Source organism: Gemmiger formicilis (assembly GCF_016901605.1).
GTDB lineage: Bacteria > Bacillota > Clostridia > Oscillospirales > Ruminococcaceae > Gemmiger > Gemmiger formicilis_B.
On the sequence record NZ_JACJKP010000778.1, the window covers coordinates 1 to 222 of the forward strand.

General features: G+C 63.1%; 1 protein-coding gene. It reads left to right on the forward strand.

Translation table 11 applies throughout. The features are described from left to right. Positions 1-222: trypsin-like serine protease (locus H6B10_RS16810; RefSeq protein ID WP_204652500.1), on the forward strand; the 222-nt coding region annotated here is incomplete at both ends.

The window sequence follows — 222 nt, forward strand, 5'->3', positions numbered from 1 at the left end:
CGCCGGTGCTGCTCACGCCCAGCTGCTGGGCAGTGGCCGCATCGCTGACGTCATAGATCTTGACGCCCAGCGCCGGACGCGCCACAGAACCGTTCTCGATCAGTTCCTGGGCAACTCGGGTGGCGGTCTGTTCAACGCCAACGGGGAACTCATCGGCATCGTCAACGCCAAGAGCAGCTACTCCGAAGCCGAGGGCATCGGCTTTGCCATCCCCATCAATAC